This is a genomic window from Brevibacillus sp. AY1, assembly GCF_029870785.1.
GTDB lineage: Bacteria > Bacillota > Bacilli > Brevibacillales > Brevibacillaceae > Brevibacillus > Brevibacillus invocatus.
The window spans coordinates 104,783-122,244 of record NZ_JAFLPN010000004.1 but is presented as its reverse complement, the minus strand read 5'-3'; the positions used below and the strand labels follow the sequence as shown (position 1 = coordinate 122,244).

Annotated in this window: 16 protein-coding genes; 15 read left to right on the top strand and 1 reads right to left on the bottom strand. The window is 51.1% G+C overall.

Annotated features, from left to right (window positions below; translation table 11 throughout):
- The first annotated feature begins 17 nt into the window (after positions 1–17).
- The 15 genes from JZI27_RS06370 (at position 18) to JZI27_RS06300 (ending at position 16,553) form a co-directional block, all read left to right on the top strand.
- Positions 18–2,393 carry a sugar phosphate nucleotidyltransferase gene (locus tag JZI27_RS06370; RefSeq protein ID WP_280207074.1) on the top strand — a complete coding sequence of 792 codons (2,376 nt, stop codon included), beginning with the start codon at positions 18–20 and terminating at the stop codon, positions 2,391–2,393.
- 43 nt (positions 2,394–2,436) lie between these two features.
- Positions 2,437–4,416, top strand: coding sequence for a glycoside hydrolase family 15 protein (locus JZI27_RS06365; protein ID WP_122909639.1), 1,980 nt, complete (start codon positions 2,437–2,439; stop codon positions 4,414–4,416).
- Positions 4,416–5,840 carry a phosphoglucomutase/phosphomannomutase family protein gene (locus JZI27_RS06360; protein WP_251244835.1) on the top strand — a complete coding sequence of 475 codons (1,425 nt, stop codon included), beginning with the start codon at positions 4,416–4,418 and terminating at the stop codon, positions 5,838–5,840. Before JZI27_RS06365 ends, JZI27_RS06360 begins: the two co-directional genes overlap by 1 nt.
- 203 nt (positions 5,841–6,043) lie before the next feature.
- The gene (locus tag JZI27_RS06355) at positions 6,044–6,688 is read left to right on the top strand and encodes a TetR/AcrR family transcriptional regulator (RefSeq protein ID WP_251244834.1); all 645 of its coding nucleotides are present in this window, start codon (positions 6,044–6,046) and stop codon (positions 6,686–6,688) included.
- A gap of 1 nt (position 6,689) precedes the next feature.
- Entirely contained in the window at positions 6,690–8,222 is a 1,533-nt protein-coding gene (gene menE / locus JZI27_RS06350; protein ID WP_280207073.1) for an o-succinylbenzoate--CoA ligase, read from the top strand.
- Positions 8,215–8,637 carry a MaoC family dehydratase gene (locus tag JZI27_RS06345; protein WP_122909635.1) on the top strand — a complete coding sequence of 141 codons (423 nt, stop codon included), beginning with the start codon at positions 8,215–8,217 and terminating at the stop codon, positions 8,635–8,637. The genes menE and JZI27_RS06345 overlap by 8 nt, the downstream gene beginning before the upstream one ends.
- Positions 8,634–9,635 carry a 3-oxoacyl-ACP synthase gene (locus tag JZI27_RS06340; RefSeq protein WP_251244832.1) on the top strand — a complete coding sequence of 334 codons (1,002 nt, stop codon included), beginning with the start codon at positions 8,634–8,636 and terminating at the stop codon, positions 9,633–9,635. The genes JZI27_RS06345 and JZI27_RS06340 overlap by 4 nt, the downstream gene beginning before the upstream one ends.
- Before the next feature lie 25 nt (positions 9,636–9,660).
- On the top strand, positions 9,661–10,917 hold the full coding sequence (locus tag JZI27_RS06335) for a substrate-binding domain-containing protein (RefSeq protein ID WP_122909663.1): 1,257 nt from the start codon (positions 9,661–9,663) through the stop codon (positions 10,915–10,917).
- A 28-nt stretch (positions 10,918–10,945) separates the two neighbouring features.
- Complete coding sequence (locus tag JZI27_RS06330) at positions 10,946–11,710, top strand: ABC transporter ATP-binding protein (protein WP_122909633.1); 765 nt, start codon at positions 10,946–10,948, stop codon at positions 11,708–11,710.
- Entirely contained in the window at positions 11,697–12,401 is a 705-nt protein-coding gene (locus JZI27_RS06325; protein WP_122909632.1) for an ABC transporter ATP-binding protein, read from the top strand. Before JZI27_RS06330 ends, JZI27_RS06325 begins: the two co-directional genes overlap by 14 nt.
- A 13-nt stretch (positions 12,402–12,414) precedes the next feature.
- Positions 12,415–13,269 (top strand): branched-chain amino acid ABC transporter permease, encoded by an 855-nt coding sequence (locus tag JZI27_RS06320; protein ID WP_251244831.1) that lies wholly within the window; start codon positions 12,415–12,417, stop codon positions 13,267–13,269.
- Positions 13,270–13,274: 5 nt separating this feature from the next.
- Complete coding sequence (locus JZI27_RS06315) at positions 13,275–14,240, top strand: branched-chain amino acid ABC transporter permease (protein ID WP_122909630.1); 966 nt, start codon at positions 13,275–13,277, stop codon at positions 14,238–14,240.
- Between the two features lie 129 nt (positions 14,241–14,369).
- Complete coding sequence (locus JZI27_RS06310; protein WP_251244830.1) at positions 14,370–15,020, top strand: serine/threonine protein kinase; 651 nt, start codon at positions 14,370–14,372, stop codon at positions 15,018–15,020.
- A 90-nt stretch (positions 15,021–15,110) separates the two neighbouring features.
- Positions 15,111–15,563, top strand: coding sequence for a signal peptidase II (gene lspA / locus JZI27_RS06305; protein WP_122909628.1), 453 nt, complete (start codon positions 15,111–15,113; stop codon positions 15,561–15,563).
- 60 nt (positions 15,564–15,623) lie between these two features.
- Positions 15,624–16,553 carry an RluA family pseudouridine synthase gene (locus JZI27_RS06300; protein WP_122909627.1) on the top strand — a complete coding sequence of 310 codons (930 nt, stop codon included), beginning with the start codon at positions 15,624–15,626 and terminating at the stop codon, positions 16,551–16,553.
- A gap of 88 nt (positions 16,554–16,641) precedes the next feature.
- On the opposite strand, the gene JZI27_RS06295 is transcribed toward JZI27_RS06300, so the two are convergent.
- The gene (locus JZI27_RS06295; protein WP_280207072.1) at positions 16,642–17,322 is read right to left on the bottom strand and encodes a hypothetical protein; all 681 of its coding nucleotides are present in this window, start codon (positions 17,320–17,322) and stop codon (positions 16,642–16,644) included.
- Positions 17,323–17,462: the final 140 nt, after the last annotated feature.

Below are 17,462 nucleotides of genomic sequence, written 5' to 3'. Positions count from 1 at the left end.
GAAGGAGGAGCTTGAGGATGAAGGCAGTAATCATGGCTGGCGGCAAAGGTACACGTCTGCGTCCCTTAACGTCTCATACACCAAAGCCGATGGTCCCGTTGTTGAATCGGCCTTGCATGGAGTACACGATCGAGCTGTTGAAACGACATGGCATCAGAGATATTGCGGTCACGCTTCAATTTCTTCCTGACGTGATTCGCAACGCTTTTGGTGATGGCTCACAGTATGGGGTTTCCCTCACTTATTTTGAAGAGACAACGCCTCTAGGTACAGCAGGAAGTGTGAAAAATTGCGCCGATTTCTTGGATGAACGGTTTATCGTCATCAGCGGAGACACCTTGACTGACTTCGATTTGACACAAGCCATCCGTTTTCACGAAGAGAAGCAGGCACTTGCCACCTTGATTTTGACCCAGGTGGAGACACCCCTCGAATTCGGGGTGGTGATGACGGATGAGAGTGGTCGGATTGTCCGGTTTTTGGAAAAGCCGAGCTGGGCAGAAGTGTTTAGCGATACCGTGAATACCGGGATGTATGTGTGTGAACCTGAGGTGCTTGCTTATATAGAGAATGACAAGGAAGTGGATTTCAGCAAAGAAGTGTTTCCATTTTTCTTACAAGAACAAAAACCGCTCTTTGGCTATGCTGCCACTGGGTACTGGTCAGACATCGGCTCTTTGGAGGTATACCGGCAAGCGCAATTTGACCTCCTGGACGGGCTTGTCCAAGTGGAAATCAAAGCGCAGGAGATTGCTCCGCGCATCTTTCTGGAGTATCAGGTGAAGATTGATTCCTCCGTACGATTGGAAGGTCCTGTGTACATCGGTGAGCAGGTGCATTTGCAGGCAGGGGTGTCAGTAGGCCCGTACAGCATTATCGGAAACCACTCCGTCGTCGCTTCCGGATCGAAGCTGACGCGAGCGGTGCTGTGGGAAAATACAGTGGTTGGCAAAAAAACAGAGTTTACGGGTACCACGCTCGGACGTAATATCCAGATCGGCGATTCCGTGATTCTGGGTGAAGGAGCCGTGATTGGAGACCGTTGTCAGATCGGTTCGAAATCTTCAATCAAGGCAGGCGTGAAAATTTGGCCGGATAAGGAAATCGGCGAAAGTGCTACTGTCACGACATCCTTGATCTACGGTACAAAGCAAAGTAAAAATCTGTTTGGCACATCTGGCATTAAAGGGATCGGCAACGTGGAGATCACGCCCGAATTCGTGACGCGTTTGGCGGCAGCATATGCTTATGGCCTGCCATTTGGCAGTCGTATCGCCCTGTCGGCTTGCCCGCATCCCTTTGCCCAGCTGCTTAAGCACAGTTTGATGACCAGTCTTTGCTCATCAGGGATCGACACGGTTGATCTTGGCGTGGGAAATGTACCACTGCTTCGTTACGGGGTACGCAGCTTGGGGTGCCAAGGAGGCATCCACTTGCAGATGACAGATCCGCTTGATGAGAAACAAATGATTCTTCAATTTGTCGATCAGAGCGGGTTGCCGATCACGCGTGACGCGGAGCGCAAGATCGAGAATGCGTATTGGCAAGAAACGTACGTACGCAGTCTTCATCAGCTTGGACAATTGCACATCGAGCATCAGGTGCAGGATGCGTATATGCGTGAACTCGTTGAACGGCTTGATGTGGTGAGTATTCAACGCAAGCGATTCCGATTGCTGATCGATTGTGAGCCACGCTTCTATCCCACCTTTCTCACTCCACTGTTTCATACCCTTGGTGTGGTTGCGATTTACGGTTCGATCCAAGAAGGGGTGAGCAAACAGGGAGCCGATCTGGGCGTGTGCCTGAATCGAGACGGAGAACATCTTTCTTTGTACACAGAGCGAGGAATCCCTCTTTCAGCGGAACAGCTCCTGGCGATCCAAATTCTGGCATGCAGTCCTCTGCACAAGCGTATTGGTCTACCAGTGAGTGCACCGATAGAGCTGGAACATTTGGCTCAGCTGCTGCAAATAGAGGTCGTGCGCACAAAGGTTTCGCCGCGCTCCATGATGGAGGTTTCTGTCGGGGAACCCTTCCATCCGTTATTTGATGCTGTATACAGCCTGATGCAAATTCTTTCGTATCTCGCACGGGAGGAGAAGCCTCTTGGAAGCTTGCTTGAAAATATTCCGGCCTGCTACATGGAAAAGCAGATTGTGTTTTGCCCGTGGTCGCAAAAAGGTCGAGTCATGCGGAAAGTGCTGGAAGAAAGTAAAGGAAAGCTGCTGGAGCTAGTGGATGGCATCAAGGTATACGATGCAAACGGCTGGGTATTGATTCTGCCTGATAATGAAGATTCCCACTTCAAAGTGATTTCTCAAGGGGCGACGGCGGAGACGGCTGCAACACTCGCTTCCTCCTATGCCCGACGGATTGCCGAATACCAGTAGCAAGGGTATTGCCACGTTCTTTATTTCGATCAGGAGGTGTAGTATGCCAAGACCGCTCGTCGTCGGCAATGGAAAATTGCTGATCAATTTTGACGACAGACTGCACATGCGTGACCTCTATTATCCCTATGTGGGACAGCTCAATCATGTAGGCGGTCATTTCAGCAAGATGGGAATCTGGGTTTCGGGTCAGTTTTCCTGGCTGGATGAAGACGGATGGCAACGAAAGCTCGGCTACGAAAAGGAATCGCTGGTCACGGATGTACATTGCGAGCATGAATCCATGCAAATTTCGCTGCACCTATCGGATGGCGTGCACCAACGAGACCCGATCTATTTGAAGAAGGTACGCGTCCACAATCGTTCCAGCGAAGCAAGAGAAGTCCGTTTGTTTTTTAACCATGATTTCAGCCTGAATGAGAGCGAAGTAGGGGATACGGCTGTGTACGATCCTCTGCTTCGCACCATTTATCACTATAAGCGAAACGTGTACATCCTAGTGAACGGCAAAACGAATATCGGTGGAATTGACCAATACAGCGTAGGAATCAAACGTTTCCATTACGCCGAGGGAACCTGGCGTGATGCAGAAGACGGCTTGCTCGCCGGCAATCCGATTGCACAAGGCTCTGTCGACAGTACCATTGCCTTGCGCATGATGCTAGGGCCGGATGAGAAACAAGTCATGACCTACTGGATGTGCATTGGGGACTCCTATTCTGATGTAAAAAAAAGGAATCAATACGTGCTGGAAAGTGATCCGGAGCGCCTTTTGTCGAGAGTATCCGTGTACTGGCAGCGATGGGTCAACAAAGAAGAGCGTGATTTTGCCGATCTGCCTGCTGAAGTGATTGATCTGTACAAAACCAGCTTATTGATTGTTCGCACGCAGATCGATCAGCATGGCGCGATACTGGCAGCCAACGACTCTGACATTCTCCAGTATAATCGCGATCATTACAGCTACATGTGGCCGCGTGACGGCGCTTTGATCGCCTGCGCCATGGCAAAGGCTGGCTATACAGGGGTGGTAGCCCCCTTTTTTCGCTTTTGTGCAGAGGCTTTGACAGACGAAGGGTACCTGCAGCACAAGTACAATCCTGACGGTTCCGTTGGTTCGAGCTGGCATCCATACATCGTGGATGACGAGATTCAGCTGCCGATCCAGGAAGACGAGACAGCTCTGGTGCTGTACGCCTTGTGGGAGCAATACAAGAGCGGCAAACAACTGGAAGATTGTCAGGCTCTTTATCCTACCCTGATCAGGCCTGCCGCCCGCTTTTTGCTGGATTACATGCATCCAGAATGGGATCTGCCGATGCCCAGCTACGACCTTTGGGAAGAGCGGCGCGGCATATACACCTTTACCAGCGCTGCTGTTTTTGCGGGATTGAAGGCGGCCGCCAGATTTGCCTTGCTGTTCGGCGATGATCATCGATTCCAGCGCTATGACCAAGGTGCCGAGCGTATACGAGAAGCTATGTTGAAGCATCTGTACGATCCGCAGCTAGGGCGCTTCCTGCGCGGGTATTCTGCTGGGCCAGAAGGGCGCTTGGAAAAGGATTTCACCATGGAGAGCAGTCTGTTTGCCCTCTTTGCTTTCGATGTGCTGCCTGCAGACGATCCGCGAGTGGTAAACACGATGGAAGCAGTCAAACGAAGCTTGCTGGTACAAACCCCAGTCGGTGGGTTCTCCCGTTATCAGGGGGATGCGTATTTTCAAAAAGCACACGATCGATCGTTGGTTCCAGGAAATCCCTGGATTATTTGCACGCTTTGGATCGCGGACTGGGAGATTGCCAAAGCCACGTCATGGTCCGAATTGCAGGAGCCGAAGGAAAGGCTGCAGTGGGTCGTTCGGAAAGCCCTGCAGAGCGGTGTGCTGCCGGAGCAGCTGGACCCGTATTCAGGTGCGCCTGTTTCTGTAGCGCCACTAACCTGGTCACACGCTACATACGTGGGCACGGTGCTGCGATATTTGGAAAAGGTACAAGAGCTACAGGGAAGAAAGGAGAGGTCGTGATGCATGCGATCCGTTTCGGTACGGATGGCTGGCGAGCGATAGTAGCAGATGAATTTACAACGGCAAACGTACGCATTGTCGCACAGGCGATTGCCAGCTATACCAAGGAGAGAGGCCAACAGGAGCAACCCCTTTTGGTCGGACATGATACGCGGTTTTTGGGTCGACGCTTCGCAGAGGAGGTCGTCCAGGTACTCACGGGAAATGGCATACGCACCTATTTGCTGAGCGAGGCTGCTCCGACACCAGCAGTTGCTTTCGGAGTCAAGCATTTCGCTGCCAGTGGGGCGATCATGATTACCGCCAGTCACAATCCGCCCGAGTACAATGGAATCAAGTATATTCCCGATTATGCGGGACCGGCTTCACCCGCGATAACGAAACGTTTGGAAGAATGGATCACCCAGATTGTGCAGTCCGGCGAGGTGCATCGAACCAGCATCGATGAAGCTATCGCACAAAAGCGGATGCAAATCATCGTCCTGCGCCCTCATTACGAAGCCCATTTGCGCAGGATGGTGAAGCTCGATGTGCTGAAACGATCCTCTATGCATGTCGTCGTTGATGCCATGCATGGAGCAGGAATGGGTTACGTGAGTGGATTGCTGCGTGAGACCGGGATTCGAACGGTAGGGCTTAGAGAGACGGTGGACGCAGCATTCGGTGGGAATCTTCCTGAGCCAAACGAAAAGCATCTGACTCTATTGAGGCAGGAAGTCGTGAGCCGTCAAGCAACGATGGGCTTGGCCAATGATGGCGATGCGGATCGTTTTGGCGTCGTGGATGAAGCTGGTCGGTTTATTCCACCCAATGAAGTGCTGGTGCTGTTGGCTTACCATTTGGTGAATAACCGGAAGCTTTCTGGCAAAATCGTACGGACAGTAGCAACGACCCATTTATTGGACAGGGTTGCCGCTGCCTATGGTCTGGAGCTGGTGGAGACTCCCGTCGGCTTCAAGTATATTGGCGAGCAAATGCTGCTAGGAGATGTGCTGCTAGGCGGCGAGGAGAGCGGAGGTGCCAGCATACTCGGTCATATCCCCGAAAAAGACGGCGTTTTGATCAATCTTCTGATAGCGGAATTATGCGCGTGGGAAGGAAAACCGCTCGGCAAGATCCTGCGTGACGTGCAGGATCAGTTCGGTGAGCTGTTCAGTACTCGGATCGATATTTCGTTGACTCGCAAAGAAGATCTGCTGCAAAAATTGCTCGATCAGCCGCCTCTGCAGGTAGGTCCGTATGCGGTACAGGACATCAATCAGTTGGATGGTCGCAAGCTGCTTCTGGAGGAAGGACATTGGGTGTTGATTCGACCTTCAGGAACAGAGCCGCTCGTTCGTATCTATTGTGAAGCAACCAATCTCCTCGCACTGGAAAAAATCAAGGAAGCAATCCGGGATTGGTTTATGGAAATACGAGTGTAGCTTGAGGAGAAGAAGGAAGGATAGCCATCGGGGCTGTCCTTTTTTGTTTTTAAAGACCTATTAGAACGAACAAAAATTTACAAATAAACAATTGCCAAACAATTTTGAAAACGTTATCATAATAATCAGAAAAACTGACAACTGATTCATATTTCAGTTTTATGAAAACCCATACTTTCTCGAATGGACAAAAGGTGATGAACATGACTGAGCATACTTCCGAAACCAAGCAGCAGCAAAGCAAGATACCCGCAACCACAAAAGGAGCCAAGACGAGGCAAAAGCTACTGAACGTGGCCGAAGAGGTTTTCGGAGCGAAGGGGTATTTCGCAGCCTCCATCATTGATATAACTCAGCAGGCCAACGTAGCGCAGGGGACTTTTTACAACTACTTTGAATCCAAGTACGAGATTTATGCAGAGCTGATCAAACAGCTGAGCCGGGACTTCCGCATGGAGATCAAGCAGGAGGTCGCGCGTGCCAAAAGCCAGCGTGAAGCCCTGGAGATCGGTATCCACGTCTTTCTCAAATGGGTGAAAAATCACCGCAATCTGTACAGTATTGTCCAGCAATCCGTTCTCGTGGATGAGCAGTTGTACCGCGCGTACTACGAGCGTTTGGCCCAAGGCTATCTGAAAGGTCTGGAGGAAGCGATCGGCAGTGGCGAGTTCAAAGCACTGAACGCAGAAACAGTAGCTTACTGCCTGATGGGTGTCACTTCTTTCATCGGCATGCGCTGGGTGTACTGGGAAAACAAAGAGGTTCCCGAAGAAGTGGTACAGGACGCCATCACCTTTATTTTTGAAGGGCTGGTCAGCCAGGAAAGGAAAAATCAGAAGGGGGAGTAGGATGAAAGGGATTGCGGATTGGATTGACAAGCGTGCCTTCATTACACCGGAGCGAACTGCACTGATGGATGAAAGGCGACAGCTTTCCTACCTGGAGATGAGCGCAGAGGTCAACCGTCTTGCCCGCATGCTTGATGACAGATACGGATTACAGCCCGGTGAAAGGGTGGGCATCCTGGCTGCGAATAGCATCGAATATCTTTTGACGCTGTTCGCGATAGCCAAGCTGGGGTGTATCGCGGTAGTGCTCAACATACGGCTAACACCAGACGAGCTGGAGTATCAGCTCAATGACAGCGGGACGCGTATTCTGATCGCGGAAACAGCTTATCGCATCGAAGGAGAAGGGCTTCTGGAAACGACCGGTATTCAAGACATTCTTTGGTACGACCATCACGAAGAATCCCCTATGCAGCTATGCAACCTATCAGCAGCTTATCCTGCCGAATTGTTGACCAGAAAGGAAGTAGATGGGAACAGCCCCTTTATCATCTGCTATACATCCGGAACGACAGGACGCCCCAAAGGTGCCGTACTGACCCAGGAAAATATGTTCTGGAATGCGGTCAACAACGTATTGGCGCTGGATCTCACCTCACACGACAAATCGCTGACACTGCTTCCACTCTTTCATATCGGCGGGATCGGACTCTTTGCCTTGCCGACGCTCTTTGCAGGAGGAGCCGTCATCGTTCCCAACCGCTTTGATCCGGAAAAAGCGCTCCAGCTGATCGAGGAGCATGCGGTGACGATTGTGATGGGCGTGCCCACGATCTATGATTACATCCAGAAAAGTCCGAATTTTGAAACCGCTAATCTACAATCCATCCGCTGGTTTTACTGTGGAGGTGCGCCATGTTCACATGAACTGATCCACATTTACTTGGAGCGCGGGCTCACTTTCGCACAGGGATTCGGCATGACCGAGGCAAGCCCGACTGTATTTATGACTTCCCGGGAGGATTACACGCGCAAGATCGGATCGGTCGGAAAGCCTGTGATGTTCAGCGAGATTCGGGTTGTCGATGAAGGCGGCAGAGATGTTTCCCGCGGTGAGATTGGCGAGCTGCTGATCAAAGGCGGCAACATCATGCAGGGCTACTGGAATCGTCCGGAAGCGACAGCAGCGACGTTTCGCGATGGGTGGCTGTTGACCGGTGATCTTGTGACACAAGACGAGGAAGGCTTTGTCTACATCGTGGGACGCAAGAAAGACATGATGATCTCTGGCGGTGAAAATATTTACCCGCTGGAGGTAGAGCAAGTAATCGGCCAGCTGTCTGCTGTAGACGAGGTCGCTGTGATCGGTATGGCAGATCCGAAGTGGGGGGAAGTGCCCGTAGCGGTCATTTCCGTAAAAGCAGGACACGAGTTGACCATGGACGATGTAAAAAATCACTGTTTCAAGCGCTTGGCTAAATACAAGGTGCCAGTAATGGTGAGGTTTGTAAGCGCTTTACCGAAAAATGCAACCGGCAAGATCGACAAAAAAATGATCAAAACAGATTTTATGAAGGAGGAACAGCATGGCTAGATTCGAGATTGGTCAGAAAGCTTCTTTCGGCAAGACGATCACAGAGACGGACGTCGTTTCGTATGCGGGCTTGAGTGGAGATTTCAACCCGATACACGTAGATCGGCAGTTCGCCCAAACGACTCGCTTCGAACAGCGGATTGCACACGGACTATTGACGACCAGTCTCTTGTCTGGCGTGCTTGGCATGCATTTGCCCGGACCTGGCTCTGTTTACATCGGACAGACGCTGCGGTTCGTCCGTCCAGTATTCATCAACGATACGATTACGGCAACAGCTGAAGTACTCCAGTATGACCCTGTAAAAGGAAACATTCTGCTCAAGACGGAATGTCGCAATCAGAATGGTGAGCTCGTCCTGGAGGGAGAGGCGAAAATGCGTGTGCCACGCGAGGAACAGGGGGTTGGAGCATGATTGGCATCACAGAGACAGGGGTATATTTCCCGCCGCGTATCGAAACAGCAAAGGAGATCGCTGCCCGAGCAGAAATCCCCGAGGAAGTGATCGTGGAAAAGTTCGGTCTGGTGCAAAAACACATATCCGACAACCGTATTCATGCATCTGACATGGCAATCGAGGCTGCCAGATCGATCCTTGAAAAGATAGATCCGCTGTCGATCGATGTGCTGATTTACTTTGGCAGCTCCTACAAGGATTACATGGTCTGGACGTGCGGGACGAAAATCGTGCATGAGCTCGGGCTGAAAAATGCCTACGCCTTCGAAATCATGAACGTCAGCTCCTGTTTCCCGATCGCATTGAAGGTTGCCAAAGATATGCTCGTCTCCGATCCGACGATCCACAACATCCTGCTGGTCGGGGGCTGCAAGGAGGCGGAGCTGGTCGATTATCAAAATGTTCGCTCACGTTTTATGTTTAACTTTGCCGATGGAGGTGCAGCCGCTTTGGTACAGCGCGGTTCAGCGCGGAGTCGAGTGCTGGGCTCAAGCATTTTAACCGACGGATCCTTCCATGATGATGTTCGCGTGGTCGGCGGAGGCTCCAAGCATCCTGCCAGTCTGGAGAGCGTACAGCAGCGGCTACATTATCTGGATGTGAAAGATCCCAAGGACATGAAAAAGCGTCTGGACCCGGTATCCGTGAATTATTTCGTGCACGTGGTGCAGCATGCTTTAGAAAAAAGCGGGCACTCGGTTCGGGACATCAATTGGCTGATTCCGCTGCATACCAAGCGCTCCATGTTTCTGGAGCTGCTCAGCCGACTGGAGCTGAACGAAGACCGGGCGATTTACCTGGATCATTACGGCCATTTGTCCGCGCTTGATCCGTGCATTGGGCTTCACGTGGGTCAGGAGCGCAGGCTGTTTCGTAAAGGCGACAAGATCGTCACAGTAAGTGCGGGTACGGGCTACACCTGGGCCGCTACGGTGCTGGAGTGGCTTGAATCATAAATAGAGCGGGGGATCAAAGATGAGAATGAGAAAGCAAGGTTTAAAGCGTGGACTTACCACATGGCTGGTTGCGACCACACTCCTGGCATCAGCTTGCTCGACTCAGCAATCCGCACCACCATCAAATCCAGCTCAGCCTGGGGCAGCGACACCTGCAGCATCAGAGGCGAAAGCACCTATTCGAATTGGCGTGCTCGCTTCACTGACAGGAGCATTGGAGGATTATGGAAAGCAGACCACGCGCGGCTTCGAACTAGGGATCGCCTACGCGACAGGAGGCACGAACGAGGTGGGGGGCCGTCCGATCGAAGTGATCGTCGAGGATACAGAAACGAAATCGGATGTCGCAGTGAAAAAAGCGACGAAATTGATCGAGGATGAGCAGGTGGATTTTCTCGTAGGCTCATCGAGCTCAGGAGATACGCTGGCAGTCGTCCCGTTGGCTGAGGAGCACAAGAAGATCATGGTGGTCGAGCCAGCAGCTGCCGACAGTATCACCGCTGACAACTGGAATCCGTACATCTTCCGCACGGCCCGCAATTCTTCGCAGGACGCGATTGCAGGGGCGCTGGCGATCGCCAAGCAGGGTACGAAGATTGCAACTCTAGCCCCCGATTACGCATTTGGTCGGGATGGTGTAGCCGCCTTCAAGGAAGTGGCAGAAAAGCAAGGTGCCCAGCTCGTGCTGGAGGAGTATGCCGACCAGAAGACGACCGACTTTACGCCAAACCTGCAAAAAATTATTCAAGCCAAGCCTGACTACTTGTTTGTGATCTGGTCCGGAGCCAATACGCCCTGGAGTCAAATATCGGATATGAAGCTGCAGGAGCAAGGAATCAAAATCTCGACCGGAACAGCAGATTTCGCCACACTGAAAACCATGAAAAGCATGGTCGGTATGGAGGGCTTCACGCTCTACTATTATGAGCTTCCCAAGAACGAGGTCAATGACTGGCTGACCGAAGAGCACAAGAAGCGCTACAACGGAGAGGCGCCTGATTTGTTCGTACCTGGCGGCATGACAGCGGCGATGGCGATCGTAGAAGCACTGAAAAAATCCAACGGAGATACCAACGCAGACAATCTGATTCCACTGATGGAGGGCATGTCGTTTGACTCACCAAAAGGAAAGATGACGTTCCGACCGGAAGACCATCAGGCTCTGCAAGTGATGTATGCGATCAGACTGGAGCAGAAGGACGGCGTAGAATGGCCGGTTCCTGTGTTGATGGGCGAGCTGCCGCCGGAAGAAACAGCACCTCCGATTCGAAATAACAGGTAGGGCGGTGACAAAGAAAGGAGGATGGGAAATGCAGCCGATTCTGGAAACGGATAAGCTGACGATCGCCTTTGGCGGTCACAAGCCTGTGAATGAGGTAAGTTTGAAAATCATGCCCAATACCTTTACCTCGATCATCGGACCAAACGGCGCTGGCAAAACCACACTGTTCAACCTGCTGAGTGGTCAGCTGAAGCCTACTAGCGGCAGAGTGCTGATGAAGGGGAAAGAGATCACCCATCTTTCCCCGGCCAAGCGCACGCGTCTCGGTATGGGACGTTCCTTTCAAATTACAAACGTATTTCCTTCATTAACGGTGCAAGAAAACGTCCGTCTCGCCGTTCAGGCTCAGGCAGGCGTCTACTACAATCTGTTCGCTACTCCCAAGAAGCATGCGCACTTTGAAAAACGGGCTCAGGAGCTGTTGGAAACCGTCCTGCTGGGGCAAAAAGGGGATTCGCTCGCGAAGAATCTGGCACATGGTGAAAAACGCAAGCTGGAAATCGCCATGTTGCTAGCCCTGGAAACGGAAGTGCTGCTGCTGGACGAACCGACAGCGGGAATGTCGCTCGAGGAGGTGCCTTCGATTCTGGAAGTGATCCGGCAGATCAAGAATCAGGGAAACCGCACCATCCTTTTGATCGAGCACAAGATGGATATGGTCCTCAGCTTTTCGGAGCGTTTGATGGTCCTCTTCAACGGCAAGCTGCTTGCAGAGGATACCCCGGAGAACATCATGCGAAGCGAGCTGGTGCAAAAAGCGTATCTGGGAGGGCTATACGATGACGCTTCTTAAAGTCGACAGGATCGAAACGTACATCGGACAGTACCACATCCTGCAAGGTGTTTCCTTTGAAGTAAAGCAGGGGGAGGTGACGGTCTTGCTCGGACGCAACGGTGCGGGCAAGACAACCACCTTGCGCTCATTGATGGGTTTGAACCCGATCTCTACTGGAAGCATTACCTTCAAGGGAGAGTCCATCCATCACTTGCCCACCTACGAGATCGCACGGAAGGGAATCGGCTATGTGCCGGAGGATCAGGGCGTTTTTCCCGATTTGACAATAGAGGAGAACATCCGGCTGGCAATGCAGAAGTCGGATGATGCCACCCTTGAGCGTCGCGACTGGATCTTGAATCTGTTTCCCGACTTGAAGACCTTCTGGAAAAAGCCGTCTGGGCTGCTCTCTGGCGGTCAAAAGCAAATGCTGGCAATCGCGCGAGCCTGTGTCAACGACAACGAGCTGCTTCTCATCGACGAGCCGAGCAAAGGCCTGGCTCCAATCATGGTGGAAAAGGTCATGAACGTACTGCAGGAAATGAAGGACCGGGTCACGGTTGTGCTGGTGGAGCAAAATTTTTATATGGCGAGCACGATCGGGGATGGCTATTACATCATTGACGATGGCAGGACGGTTCACTCGGGGCAGATGGCGGAGCTAAAAGTAAACGAATCACTGAAAAAAGAATACCTCGGCATCGCGTAAGGAGGTTTGCAACTTGGATGTACTGTTGAATTTGACGATAAACGGAATTGCGACAGGCAGTCTGATCTTTTTGTTGGCTGCAGGCCTGACGCTGATTTTTGGGTTGATGCATGTGCTCAACTTTGCGCATGGAGCACTGTTTGCCTGGGGGGCGTACTTCGGTGTATGGATTTACACGCAGACAGACAGCTTCCTGGTCGGAATTCTCGGAGCTATCGTGATCGGTGGCCTGCTTGGATGGCTGCTGGAACGATGGATCATCCAGCCGGTCTATACGAATACCATGTCGCAAATTCAGGTCACGATGGGTTTGCTGCTGGTCATGAATGAATGTATCAAGGTGTTTTTTGGGCCCAATCAGGTCAGTGTGAGACTTCCGGACTATTTGGACCAGAGCTGGCTGCTCGGCGGTGTGATTCTGATCAAGTATCGCTTGTTCGTGATAGCCATCGGGATTTTGGTTTTTCTAGGTGTGCAGTACATGCTCAAGCGCACCAGGCTGGGACTGATCGTGCGAGCCGGTGTCATGAACAAGGAAATGGTGCAGGCCCTCGGTATCAACATCAAAAAAGTGTTTCTGTATGTCTTTATTCTGGGCAGCAGCATGGCAGCTCTTGGCGGTATGCTGTTTGCGCCTTACTCCGGTGTGATTCACGCTGGAATCGGAATGGATTACGGGATCCTGGCTTTCATTGTCGTGGTCATCGGAGGCATGGGCAGCATAGTCGGATCGGCGATGGCCGCCCTGCTGGTAGGGGTATTGGGCGCTTTTATGACCTATTTTGTTCCTAGTGTTGCGCTGGCCGTCAATATGCTGCTGATGTTTGGAGTGCTGATGTTCCGACCGGCAGGCTTGTTTGGGAGATGATGATCATGAAAACGAATTGGCTGGTTTCTTCACGACTCTGGATGGGGATGGCAGCGATCCTGCTCATCGGTTTTCCGTTTGTCAGCGACTCGCGTAGTGCTCTGATTTTGCTGACACAGATCTTTATCTATGCCGTATTTGCGATGAGCTACGATATTCTCTTGGGGTATACAGGCATTATTTCCTTTGGCCATGCCATGTTTTTTGGGATAGGAGCCTATACGACGGCCATTTTTCTTCATCGATGGGATCATACCATGCTCGCTTTTCTCGTTTCCCTGCTGGTAGTCCTGGTTTTGACCGGAATTGTCAGCTATTTGATCGGTGTCATGACACTGCGCTTGAAAAGCCATTTTTACGCCATGCTGACACTGGCCGTCGCAGGACTCTTTCTGGTTTTGGCGGAAAAGTGGCGCGACCTGACAAAAGGAAGCGACGGCTTTACTTTTTACATTCCGGATGTGCTAAAGGACCGCACTACGCTGTATTTCGCTTCCTTCTTTTTCATGATCATCATGTTCTTTTTGCTTAAGCGCTTCACGGATTCCCCGACGGGCAAAGTCCTGCAGGCCATCCGCGAAAATGAACAGCGTACGGAATCTTTAGGCTACCAGATCCTGCACTACAAGATCATCGCCAGTGTGGTTGCCGGTCTGGCAGCTGGTATGAGCGGTTCGATGTACGCCATTACACTGCGGTTTGTCAATACAGCAGTGTTTGGAACCAACGTCACACTAGACGCCTTGCTCATGACGATTGTCGGCGGGGTCGGCACATTGTTTGGCAGCATCGTCGGTTCGGCTCTGATATTACTCGTGCACGCCGGGTTGACGGATCTGGCCAAAATTCATTGGATATTTGAAAGATGGATGATTTTTTTCGGGGCGCTCTATATCCTGGCGGTCATGTTTTTCCCGCAGGGGGTCGTGGGGATGCTTCGGCAGTGGAAAGAGAAATGGAAAAGGGCTTAGCTGAGAAAGTGCGTCATGACAGGCGCACTTTTTTCGTGTCGTAAACCAGCTTCGATTTTGGTTTCCAACGGGAGGGTGTTTTGCTAGAATCTAAATTGAAGTCGGTAACAGCAAAAGAGATGAGAATGCATGCATATGGACCAGAACGTAATCGAACTGTTTTTGCAAGAAGTCAGATTGGAAAGCCAATCGCCGATCGATCCTGTCGTGGTCCATCGTATCCCGCCACCCTGGGAGTTGATCGGCACCGGTAATTACGCCGCTGTTTTTATTCATCCCGATTATCCGCAAGTGGTACTCAAGCTGTATGCGCCAGGGCGACCGGGCTGGGAGCAGGAGGTGCAGGTCTACGAGCGCTTGGGTGACACACGCTGGTTCCCGATCTGTTACCAGGCTTCTCCAGGCTACATTGTAATGAAGAGAATGAATGGTATTTCGTTGTTCGATTGTCTTCGTTACGGCATCCCGATCCCGCCGCAGGTCATCGAGGATGTCGAGGAAGCATTGGCTGTTGCTCGCCAAAGAGGCTTGTTTCCTCACGACGTACACGGAAAGAATGTCCTGATGGATCAGGGGCGGGGGTATTTGATAGACGTCTCAGATTATTTGAAGAACATTCCTGATCGCAAGTGGAAGGATTTGCGGAAGGCCTACTATCGCATTTATCTACCTTTTCTGAAGGACCGGGGCTGGAAGATTCCCTTGTGGGTGATGAACGGTGTTCGCAAAGGATATCGCCTTTACCAGAAAATAAAGCGTCTCAGGCGTAAATGGTCATGAGCGTTTTGATCCACTCGTTCTTTATGGTATAATGCAGATTTGAAATTGTGATCGATGAACGGATCTAGTCGGACGAAGGAGGATCTACTATTGTTGTACTATCTCTTGGCAGCAGGAATCATTGCGCTTGATCAATTGACCAAGTTTCTTGTGGTGAAGTACATGGAGCTTGGGGAGTCCATCCCGCTGATCGGGGATGTGTTTCATTTGACTTCCCATCGCAATATGGGAGCGGCATTCGGAATTTTGCAGAATCAGCGTTGGTTGTTTATTGTCATCACCACGGTCGTTGTCATCGGTATCATAGTCTCTCTGATTCGGATCGGTAAAAAACAGCCTCGCGTATCTTTGGCCCTGTCCATGGTCTTGGGCGGCGCCATCGGCAACTTTATTGATCGTGTAATGACAGGACAAGTGGTAGACTTCCTTGACTTTACCTTGATCAACTTTCCGATCTTCAACGTAGCAGACATGGCGATTACCATTGGGGTAGGCGTGTTGCTGCTGGATATGTTTCTGGAGGGAAGAAAGAAAAGCGCTTAATGGGAAGCTATCTTTTGGTGGATACTGTGAGTAACAAAGGAAGGCATAAGGGAGACAAACATGACCGATACACAGCTTTTTGAACGTTATGATTGGACGATTGAACAGTCAGACGCAGGTGAGCGGATTGACAAATATATTTCCTTGCAAAATGAAGATTGGTCCAGATCCCAAGTGCAGGCCTGGATCAAGGAAGGGCGCGTTACGGTCGACGGAGAGCCAGTGAAGAGCAACTATAAGCTGCAGGCTGAGGATGAGCTAACCTTGCGCGTGCCCCCTCCTCGCGAGATGGCGATTTTGCCTGAACCAATGCCCCTTGACATCGTGTATGAAGATAGCGACGTGGTCGTGGTAAACAAGCCGCGTGGACTGGTCGTACATCCAGCGCCTGGTCATTACAGTGGTACCTTGGTAAATGGATTATTGGCGCATTGCAAGGATTTGTCCGGCATCAATGGAGTGCTGAGACCTGGCGTCGTCCATCGGATTGACAAGGATACCTCTGGTCTTCTGATGGTTGCCAAAAACGACAAGGCTCACATGGGTCTGGCGGAACAATTGAAAGAGCATAGTGTAAATCGTACTTATGTAGCGATTGTTCATGGAGTGATCCAGCATGAGATGGGCACCATTGAGGCTCCGATTGGACGGGATCCGAAGAATCGGCAGCAGATGGCGGTTGTATTCGAGAATAGCAAGCACGCTGTAACACATTTTATCGTGCAGGAGCGCTTCAAGGATTACACGCTCGTCGAGTTGAAGCTGGAGACAGGCCGCACTCATCAAATTCGCGTGCATATGAAGTACATCGAGCATCCATTGGCTGGCGATCCGAAATATGGGCCAAAGCAAACGCTTGAGATAAATGGTCAGGCGCTTCATGCCAAAACCTTGGGGTTTGTGCATCCGCGTACAGGAGAGCGTCTGGAGTTTGAAGCGCCACTTCCTGAGGATTTGGAGCAAACAATTGCATATCTCAGACAACAGTAAAGAAAAAAAGGGATCTTCCTGGATGGAAGTCCCTTTTTTGTACGACTATGGCCATACCAAAAGCTTGGAGCAGCCAAGTTTTCGGATCCTACTCCTGCTGTATTCTCTCTAACTCCAGCCGGTCCACGATGCTGGCTACCAAAGATGTCAGGGGATTGACGATCTCTTGAGAGGTTCTCTGCTGGACCTGAACCGCTGCCACAACCATCGATTGCTGTGCCACAGATATCCTTTTCCCTGGTTCATCTTTCATGAGCCTTTCCAGGCCATCCGCAACCTCTAGCAAGTATTCCTCCGTCTTCCCTTGCATGATGAGAGGGAAGGTTCCATCCAGCACCTGCACCTGTAGCTCCAGTGCTCGGCCTAACTTAGTGGTATGCCTTTTCAATCGCTGTACGGTTCCTGCAACTGTATCTGGATTGGTAAAGACCACGATCTGCGGCGAGGTGAACTGGCACAGCCTATCAAAGTACGGTTCATCGATCTTGAGGATAGGAATGCTTCCGGTGTGAGTCTCATCCTGCAAGACGGCAATATAGTTGGTGCATGTAACCAGAATAGCATCTAGCTCGCATTCGGCCATCCAGCTTACTTGCTCCTTCACTTTGGCAAAAGCGTCAGAGGGAAGGAAATGTTCATCATTTGCAATGCGCAAGTACAACGCCGGGTCAACGAAATGAACGGTCTCGACGTCATATGGTTTTAAGGCGTTATCGATATAGGAAATGTTCGAATGATGGGCATGCAGGCAACCAAGTCTTTTTCTCATCTTTTTCCTCTATTCAGAATGTTGGAATACAGAAAGTGAAACGCAGGAGAACATGTAAGCGTCAAGCTAAATGATGGAGGTTTTCTCATCATTGTAACACAGGGGAAAAGGAGGCCAGGTGAAGTCGTTAACTCAGTTTC

What these genes read in the sequence shown, in the direction of transcription:
- JZI27_RS06370 (WP_280207074.1), top strand. Translation starts at nt 18, where the DNA reads ATGAAGGCAGTAATCATGGCTGGCGGCAAAGGTACACGTCTGCGTCCC.
- JZI27_RS06365 (WP_122909639.1), top strand. Translation starts at nt 2,437, where the DNA reads ATGCCAAGACCGCTCGTCGTCGGCAATGGAAAATTGCTGATCAATTTT.
- JZI27_RS06360 (WP_251244835.1), top strand. Translation starts at nt 4,416, where the DNA reads ATGCATGCGATCCGTTTCGGTACGGATGGCTGGCGAGCGATAGTAGCA.
- JZI27_RS06355 (WP_251244834.1), top strand. Translation starts at nt 6,044, where the DNA reads ATGACTGAGCATACTTCCGAAACCAAGCAGCAGCAAAGCAAGATACCC.
- menE (WP_280207073.1), top strand. Translation starts at nt 6,690, where the DNA reads ATGAAAGGGATTGCGGATTGGATTGACAAGCGTGCCTTCATTACACCG.
- JZI27_RS06345 (WP_122909635.1), top strand. Translation starts at nt 8,215, where the DNA reads ATGGCTAGATTCGAGATTGGTCAGAAAGCTTCTTTCGGCAAGACGATC.
- JZI27_RS06340 (WP_251244832.1), top strand. Translation starts at nt 8,634, where the DNA reads ATGATTGGCATCACAGAGACAGGGGTATATTTCCCGCCGCGTATCGAA.
- JZI27_RS06335 (WP_122909663.1), top strand. Translation starts at nt 9,661, where the DNA reads ATGAGAAAGCAAGGTTTAAAGCGTGGACTTACCACATGGCTGGTTGCG.
- JZI27_RS06330 (WP_122909633.1), top strand. Translation starts at nt 10,946, where the DNA reads ATGCAGCCGATTCTGGAAACGGATAAGCTGACGATCGCCTTTGGCGGT.
- JZI27_RS06325 (WP_122909632.1), top strand. Translation starts at nt 11,697, where the DNA reads ATGACGCTTCTTAAAGTCGACAGGATCGAAACGTACATCGGACAGTAC.
- JZI27_RS06315 (WP_122909630.1), top strand. Translation starts at nt 13,275, where the DNA reads ATGAAAACGAATTGGCTGGTTTCTTCACGACTCTGGATGGGGATGGCA.
- JZI27_RS06310 (WP_251244830.1), top strand. Translation starts at nt 14,370, where the DNA reads ATGCATATGGACCAGAACGTAATCGAACTGTTTTTGCAAGAAGTCAGA.
- JZI27_RS06300 (WP_122909627.1), top strand. Translation starts at nt 15,624, where the DNA reads ATGACCGATACACAGCTTTTTGAACGTTATGATTGGACGATTGAACAG.
- JZI27_RS06295 (WP_280207072.1), bottom strand. Translation starts at nt 17,322, where the DNA reads ATGAGAAAAAGACTTGGTTGCCTGCATGCCCATCATTCGAACATTTCC.